The sequence below is a fragment of the Streptomyces oceani genome (genome assembly GCF_001751245.1).
Lineage (GTDB): Bacteria > Actinomycetota > Actinomycetes > Streptomycetales > Streptomycetaceae > Streptomyces > Streptomyces oceani.
The window spans coordinates 963-8,389 of sequence record NZ_LJGU01000106.1 but is presented as its reverse complement, the minus strand read 5'-3'; the positions used below and the strand labels follow the sequence as shown (position 1 = coordinate 8,389).

At 72.5% G+C, this 7,427-nt stretch carries 6 protein-coding genes; 2 read left to right on the top strand and 4 right to left on the bottom strand.

Annotated features, from left to right (window positions below):
- The coding region (locus AN216_RS04440; protein WP_079166246.1) for an MFS transporter at positions 1-1,427 on the bottom strand (1,427 nt) is incomplete at its 3' end.
- 86 nt (positions 1,428-1,513) lie between these two features.
- Complete coding sequence (locus AN216_RS04435) at positions 1,514-1,981, bottom strand: MarR family winged helix-turn-helix transcriptional regulator (RefSeq protein WP_070195270.1); 468 nt, start codon at positions 1,979-1,981, stop codon at positions 1,514-1,516.
- Between the two features lie 172 nt (positions 1,982-2,153).
- Here AN216_RS04435 and AN216_RS04430 point away from each other — a divergent pair, with 172 nt between their 5' ends.
- Positions 2,154-2,339, top strand: coding sequence for a ribbon-helix-helix protein, CopG family (locus tag AN216_RS04430; RefSeq protein ID WP_170843025.1), 186 nt, complete (start codon positions 2,154-2,156; stop codon positions 2,337-2,339).
- Between the two features lie 55 nt (positions 2,340-2,394).
- Here the strand turns inward: AN216_RS04430 and AN216_RS04425 are convergent, their stop codons facing one another.
- The gene (locus AN216_RS04425) at positions 2,395-3,864 is read right to left on the bottom strand and encodes an NCS2 family permease (RefSeq protein WP_070195268.1); all 1,470 of its coding nucleotides are present in this window, start codon (positions 3,862-3,864) and stop codon (positions 2,395-2,397) included.
- A gap of 239 nt (positions 3,865-4,103) precedes the next feature.
- Between AN216_RS04425 and AN216_RS04420 the strand changes: the two genes are divergently transcribed.
- Positions 4,104-4,508, top strand: a complete 405-nt coding sequence (locus AN216_RS04420; protein ID WP_070195267.1) for a DUF2530 domain-containing protein — start codon at positions 4,104-4,106, stop codon at positions 4,506-4,508.
- A gap of 5 nt (positions 4,509-4,513) precedes the next feature.
- Here the strand turns inward: AN216_RS04420 and AN216_RS04415 are convergent.
- The coding region (locus AN216_RS04415; protein ID WP_070195266.1) for a molecular chaperone Hsp90 at positions 4,514-7,427 on the bottom strand (2,914 nt) is incomplete at its 5' end.

Sequence of the window (7,427 nt, the reverse complement as noted above, 5' to 3'; positions counted from 1 at the left end):
ACCGGCGCGCCCGTCGGCCCCGCGCCCAGACCCGCGTCCGACGGGGTCTTCCGCTGCCGGGGCACGAACGCCACCGGCCGCCGCCCGTCCCGCAGGTCCACTCGCGGCCGGAGGCCGCTGACCCGGGCCAAGGCGACCCCCACGGCCACGGCCACCAGCGCCGAGATCAGGCCGCCGGACAGCAGGCCGACCCGCGCGCCCCAGGTGTCGGTGATCCAGCCCATGATGGGGCCGCCGATGGGCGTACCGCCGACGAACACCATCATGTAGAGGCTCATCACCCGGCCCCGCATGTGCGCGTCCGAGGCAAGTTGCACGCTGGCGTTCGCGGTGACGTTGAACGTGAGTCCCAGCGCCCCGATGGGCACCATCAGCAGGGCGAAGACCCAGAACGACGGGGTGACGGCCGCCACCACCATGCCGATGCCGAACAGCAGCGCCGCGGTGACCGACAGCCGCAAGCGCGAGCTGGCGCGTCGGGCGGCCAACAGCGCGCCGGTGACCGAGCCGACCGCCATCAGCGTGTTCAGCAGGCCGTACGTGCCGGCGCCCTCCCGGAAGACGCTGTCGGTGAACGCGGAGAGCCAGATCGGGAAGTTGTAACCGAAGGTGCCCACGAAGCCGACCAGGATGATCGGCCACAGCAACTCCGGGTGCGTACGCACGTAGTGCAGGCCCTCACGCAACTGCCCCTTGCTGCGGGGCGCGCGCTCCGGCCGTTGCAGCTCGGCCGTGTCCATCATCAGCAGCCCGATGAGCGGCGCCAGGAAGGACAGGCCGTTCAGCAGGAAGGCCCAGCCGCTGCCCACCGCGGTGATCAGCACGCCGGCGACGGCAGGGCCGACCAGGCGGGCGCTCTGGAAGTTCGCGGAGTTCAGCGAGACGGCGTTCCGCAGCTGGTCCGGTCCGACCATCTCGGCGACGAAGGTCTGCCGGGTCGGGTTGTCGACGACGGTGGCCAGGCCGAGCGCGAAGGCGAGCAGGTAGACATGGCTCACGTGCACCTGGCCGCTCAGCGTCAGCACGGCCAGCGCCAGCCCCGTGAGGCCCATCATCGACTGGGTGACCAGCAGGACCTTGCGCTTGGCGCAGCGGTCCGCGATCACGCCGCCCCAGAGCCCGAAGAGCAGCATGGGCAGGAACTGCAAGGCGGTGGTGACACCGACGGCGGTGGCCGAGCCGGTGAGGCTGAGCACCAGCCAGTCCTGGGCGATGCGCTGCATCCAGGTGCCGGTGTTGGATACGGCCTGGCCGATGGCGAAGAGTCGGAAGTTGCGGATTCTCAGTGAACTGAACATGGAGGTCTTGCCCGGGCGCTCGCCCGGCGAGGTGACCTCGGCTACCCCGGTCTTCTCGTTCGGGTCGTCGTCGGGAGTCTGGTCGGGTGCGGGTGCGGGTGCGGAGTGGTCTCCGTGGCCCGAACTCAAGGGTCCTTCGCCTCTCTCTCCTGGGCGGGCGCCGAGCGTCTCCCGGTGCCGCCAGATGTGCCGTTCGGACCGCGCTGGCGGCGCGGTCACAGGTGCGCGAGCTTCTCCAGGACGGGCGCCGCCTCGCGCAGCTTCGCCCATTCCTCGTCGTCGAGTTGTCCGGTCAGCTCGGCCAGCCAGGCGTTCCGCTTGGTGCGGCTGGCGGCGAGCATCGATTCGGTTCGTTCGGTCTGGACGACCACCTTCTGTCGGCGGTCCTCCGGGTGCGGTTCGAGCCGTACGAGCCCCTTGGCCTCGAGCGTCGCCACGATGCGGGTCATCGACGGCGGCTGCACGTGCTCCTTGCGCGCCAGCGCGCTCGGGGTGGCCGAGCCACAGCGGGCGAGCGTGCCGAGCACCGACATCTCGGTAGGGCTCAGCGACTCGTCCACCCGCTGGTGACGCAGCCGCCGGGAGAGCCGCATCGTGGCGGAACGGAGCGAGTTCACGGCAGCCTCGTCGCGTGTGGCTTCGGGGCTGGCGACGGCCTGGGGGCCTGGGGGCTGTTCCGGCATGTCATTAGCGTAACTCATTACCCGCGCTAACTACTCCCCGTGGAGCGGAGAGATAGGTCACCCGTACAGGGCTGCTCCGCACGCGGACGCGCAAACGCTTCTTCACACGTACGGGTGAGCTGTGGAGGGAACCCGGCGACCCGGCACCCGACGGCCGTGGACGGTGGGAGACATGACTTCGACAGTGCTCAGTCTCCGAGTGGACAGTGAGCTGTTCGAGCGGCTCAACCAGCATGCGGCCAGACGGCAGATGAGCGTCCAGGACTACGTCGTCCAGACGCTCGCGCGGGAGGACTTCGACGAGCGGTTCAAGACCGCGGTCGAGGAGACCGAGCGGTTCCACGGGCGGGCCGGCTGACGGGAGCGGGCCGGCCGCACGCGGCCGGGGCGGCCGCGGACGCCGCTCCTCCGTCCTACACGGTGCCCAGCAGCTGCTCGATCGGGTCCAGCAGGAAGTAGACGAGGAAGCACGCCCCGACCACGTTCAGCAGCCACGGGACCTCCCGGATACGCCCGCTCGCCGCGCGCAGCAGGATGTACGCGAGCACGCCCATCCCGATGCCGTTGGTGATGCTGTACGTGAACGGCATTGAGACCATCGTCAGGAACGCCGGCACGGCGACCGTGGAGTCCGCCCAGTCGATGTCCCGGACGTTCGAGGACATGATCAGGTAGCCCACCACCAGCAGCGCCGGGGTCGCGGCCTGCGAGGGCACCACCGTCGCCAGCGGGGTGATCACGAGCGTCAGCAGGAAGAGCCCGCCGGTGACCAGGTTGGCGAGTCCCGTACGGGCGCCCTCCCCCACACCCGCGGTCGACTCGACGAAGCACGTGTTGGCCGAGCAGGAACCGACGCCGCCACCGGCGACACCGATGCCGTCCACCATGAGAATCCGCCCCATGCCGGGCAGCTGGCCGTTCCGGTCGGTGAGCCCGGACTCCTCGCCCACCCCGATGATGGTGCCCATCGCGTCGAAGAAACCGGACAGCAGGACGGTGAAGACGAACAGGCAGCCGGTCAGCCAGCCGACCTCCTGGAAGCCGCCGAACAGGCTGATCTCGCCGAGCAGGCCGAAGTCCGGGCTGCCGACCACCTGCTCGGGCACCCGGGGCACGGCCAGACCCCACGCCTCGTCCGGAATTCCGGCGATCGCGTTGATCACGATGGCGACCACGGTCATGCTGACGATGCCCAGCAGGATCGCGCCCTTGGTCTTGCGCACCACCAGCACGTACATCAACGCCAGCCCCAGCACGAACACCAGCACCGGCCAGCCCTGCAGCTGTCCACCCTGCCCCAGGCCCAGCGGCACCGTGGTGTTCGCGGAGTCCGGGTTACGGGTGACGAAACCGGCGTCGACCAGCCCGATCAGGCTGATGAAGAGACCGATCCCGATGGCGATGGCCCGCCGCAGTCCGTTCGGGATCGCGTCCATCACCCGCTGCCGCAGCCCGGAGGCGACCAGGATCATCAGCACCAGTCCCGCGAGCACCACCATCCCCATCGCGTCCGGCCAGCTCATCTTGGGGGCGAGCTGGAGGGACACTAGCGCGTTGATCCCGAGCCCGGCGGCCAGCGCGATGGGCACGTTCCCCACGACGCCCATCAGCAGGGTGGTCAGCCCGGCGACCAACGCGGTCGCGGTCACCAGTTGTGCGTTGTCGAGCTGTTGGCCGAATTTGTCCTCTCCGGCTCCCAGGATGATCGGGTTCAGCACCACGATGTAAGCCATCGCGAAGAAGGTCGCCAGCCCGCCCCGCACCTCCCGACTGACGCTGGAGCCGCGCTCGGTGATCCGGAAGAAGCGGTCGAGGCCGCTGGACCTGCCTCCGGGGGTGGACTGGTGCGCGGAGCCGGCCGTGTCGCGGGCCGAAGCGGGCATGCGGGACCTCAGAACTACGGGCCTCGGAAGGCGGTTGAGCGGGAACATCTTGGAGCATCATACGAATACTTCAAGCCAAGACAGCAGGAATCAGTATGAACAGCCAACGCGACTGATCGCTATCTCCGCGCGTAGACATCCGCCCCGAGTCACGCGTACCGCCGCCCGCCCGGCTCCCCCGGGAGAGCCCTTAGGCTGGCGGCACACCGCAACCGCCCCCCTCCCGAGGAGCCGGACCGATGGGCCTGATCACCAAGTGGACCGACGGCGAGCGCGACGCGCCCGAGCCGCTCGAGGGCGACGCGGTGCGGACGGTCGCCGTCGGCACGGTGATCTGGCTGGTGCTCTTCCTCGGCCAACTCCCCTTCTACGGGCGGTTCGAGGACAGCGGTCACACCTGGTGGATCTGGACCTGCGCGGCTGGTTTCGGCCTCGGGCTGGTCGGTCTGTGGTACGTACGCCGACGGGAGGCCGCCCTCCGTCGAACCGCCAGTCCGGACCCGCACCCGAAGACCGGCCCGGACAGCCCGGACAGCCCGGACAGCCCGGACAGCGAGGACGTCAGCGCGGAACCCCGTGCCACGGAGCCCCGCGGCACGGAACCCCGTGCCACGGGCTCACGTGCCGACGGGACCAACGCCTGAGCCCGTCACTCGTGCCAGCGCGCCCGCGCCAACTCCTCCGCCCGGCTCGGGTCCTCCAGCAGCGCCGCCACCTCGAACCGCCGTCCCCACTCGCCCGCCGCCCAGGACAGGGCCGCGGCCAGCCCTTCCAGGGTGGCCGCGTGCAGCGTGCCGTCCGGGGTGCGGCGCCAGGCCACCTCGACCTCGTCGACGAGGAGTTCGCCGTGCTCCAGGTACTCCTCCGGCGCTCCCGGCAGCAGTCGCCGCACCTCCGCCGGTACGATCCGCCGGGTCCCCTCGTCACCGCCCAGCGTGTCGCCGACGACCGTACTGAGCCGCCGTACGTCCAGCAGCGCCGCCAGGTCCGCGGCACTCGCCGGCCGTACGGGCAGCAGCGGGCGCCGCTCGGCGAGCGGCAGCAGGTCGGGGGCGTCCGCGACCAGCGCGTCTCCCGCGTCCACCACCCGCACGGCGTCCCCGAGGACCGCGCGTAGCTCCTCCGGCAGGGTCACCTCGTCCGGGTCCAGCTCCGCCAACAGGCCGTAGAGGCCGTGCAACTGGTCACCGGTGACGGCCAGTTCCGGATCGGCCAGCCGGGCCAGCAGCTCCGCGGCCCCACCTGGCTCGTCCAGCAGCGCGGCGGCGGAGGTGCGTACGCCGAGCGCGCGCAACACCTGGGTGTCCGTGGCGGAGCCGGTGGCGAGCGCCGACGCGTCCGCCTCCTCGTACAGCCCGGCCAGCAGCGGATCGCCGCCGGCCGCCCGCAGCCCGGCCGGTCGACGGCCGTCCAGCACGGGGTGCCCGCGCAGCCACCACGCGGTGTAGGGGCGTACGGTCTCTGTCGCGCCGTCCGGCAGCAGCACCCGAACCGGGGCGGTCAGCGCGTCCCGCAGCGGCGGGCGGGCCAGCATGGCGAGCGCCCGTGGCCAGCAGGCGTCGTCGACCAGGTCCAGGTCGCGTACGGCCACCAGTTCCGCCAGCACCGGAGGCACCGCGCTCTCCGGCAGCCCGTCCAGCACGTCCTCGCACCACACGTCGACCGCGTCCAGCAGCCCGGTGTCCGTGGGCCGGGGGTGGTCGCCGTCGTCCGGCTCCCCGATCTCGTCCGGGTCGAGCACCACGTCCGTGGCCCGTACGAGCGCGAAGTCCGCCAGCACGCCCACCGCGGCGAGCGGGCCGGTGCCCCAACGCGCGGCCAGTTCGGGATCGCAGGCGGCGAGTTCGCCCTCCCGCATGACCTGTTGGAACGGGCTGTCCGGCAGCACCAGTTCGGCGGCCGGGACCAGCTCGCCGTCCTCGTCGGGCAGGGCGAGGGCGCCGAGCCAGGGTTCGTCGCCGGGCTGGAGTTCGGCGTCCCGGGCGAGGGCCAGGACGGTCTCGGCGACCTCGTCCGGGTCCGGCGCGTCCTCGTCCCAGATCTCTCCGGCGTCCAGCGAGTTCGCCACCGCCGCCCGCACCTGCGGGGTGGTGAGGACGGCTCGGGGGGAGGCCGGCAGGGCGCCCAGCTTCTCCAGTAGCGGGTGCGCGGCGCGTGGATGCGCCACACGCAGGCCGAGGCGGGCGAGGGCGTCGTGCCGCTCGGCGGACTCGGGCTCGGGGACCTGCTCGGGCTCGGGGACCTGCTCGGGCGACATGTAGGCGGGGGTGGGCAGCAGGACCTGGCGGGGCCCGACGACCGTGCGACCGTCCGCGAGCGGCACCGGCAGGCCGGTCAGCCGGTCCGGGTCCACGCCGGCCAGTGAGTCGTACAACCGGTTCCACCACTCCGGGGGCCGCTGGGCGCCGCCGAGCCGGTCGATCAGCTCGCCGAGCGGGACGCGTGGCACCTCCAACGCACGCAACTCCGGCCGCCGTTCGAGCCCCGCGGGCAGCAGCGTGGGGAAGAGCTCGGCGAGCACGGCGACCGTCTCGGCGCCCGCCCCCTCGACGAGTTCGGCGTCCACCGGCCGCAGTCCGGCGGGCTCCCGGGCCAGCAGCGGGGCGTCGTCCGGCTCCAGGCTGTGGGCCGAGGGGTCCGTGTCGGTGTCGGTGTCGGTGTCGGAAACCGACTCGCCGGCGGGCGGGAGGAACGGCACCCGCGGCAGCCGTTCCAGCAGCGACCGGCGCAGTATGCCGTCCAGTTCACCGCTGCCCAGCGGCCCGGGCACCAGGTCGAGCGTACCGATACCGAGCGGTTCCCAGTCCCGTACGAGCCGGGTGTAGGTGTCGGCGGCCCGTTCGGTGAGGTAGTCGGTCAGCGGGCCCGCCGCCACGTGCCGGCGGGTCGACTCCAGTGGGAAGCTCGCGATGAGCAGCGCCGGGAGGCCCAGCGGCTCGTCGGACGGGGTGGGCGCGTGCAGGACGGGCGCCGTGCCGGGGCGTACGGGCGTGCCCTCCGCGTCCACCGGGACCGCCCAGGTCACCGACCACCACGGACGCTGCCGCTCCTCGACCGGGCGGTCGGCGAGCAGCGCGTCCTCGGCCCGGCCACTCGCCTCGGCGACCCGCCAGCGGGTCACCCGGCGTTCGCCGTTCGGGGTCGTCCCGGGAGCTTCGGTGGCTTCAGGGGCCGCCGGGTTCTCCGGGCTGGCGTGCGGCGGCCGGGTCTCGTCCTCGATCCGGACGTACCGGCCCTCGGCGGTGCGTCGCAGGGTCCGTACGGACTCCGGAGTGTCCACCACGACCTCGCCGAGCCCGGGCAGGGCGAGCAGCAGTGCGTCGTCCAGCTCCGCGAGCAGCCGTGCGGCCAGCTCCTCGGCCGGCCCGTCCCGCAGCGGCAGCACGACCGCGGTGTCGTACCCCTCCGGAGCCGTGCCCTCGGCGGGGAACGGCAGCCGCAGCAGCGGCACATGGCCCTCCCGGCGGCGCAGCTCCGCGGTGAGGGTGCCGCCGCCTGGGTCGGCGCCCTCACCGTACGAGCCCTCGTCGTGCGCGCCCTCGCCGTGCGCGCCCTCGCCGGCC

Excerpts from the sequence above, each read along its gene's own strand:
- AN216_RS04430 (WP_170843025.1), top strand. The coding sequence starts at position 2,154 with ATGACTTCGACAGTGCTCAGTCTCCGAGTGGACAGTGAGCTGTTCGAG.
- AN216_RS04425 (WP_070195268.1), bottom strand. The coding sequence starts at position 3,864 with ATGCCCGCTTCGGCCCGCGACACGGCCGGCTCCGCGCACCAGTCCACC.
- AN216_RS04420 (WP_070195267.1), top strand. The coding sequence starts at position 4,104 with ATGGGCCTGATCACCAAGTGGACCGACGGCGAGCGCGACGCGCCCGAG.
- AN216_RS04435 (WP_070195270.1), bottom strand. The coding sequence starts at position 1,981 with ATGCCGGAACAGCCCCCAGGCCCCCAGGCCGTCGCCAGCCCCGAAGCC.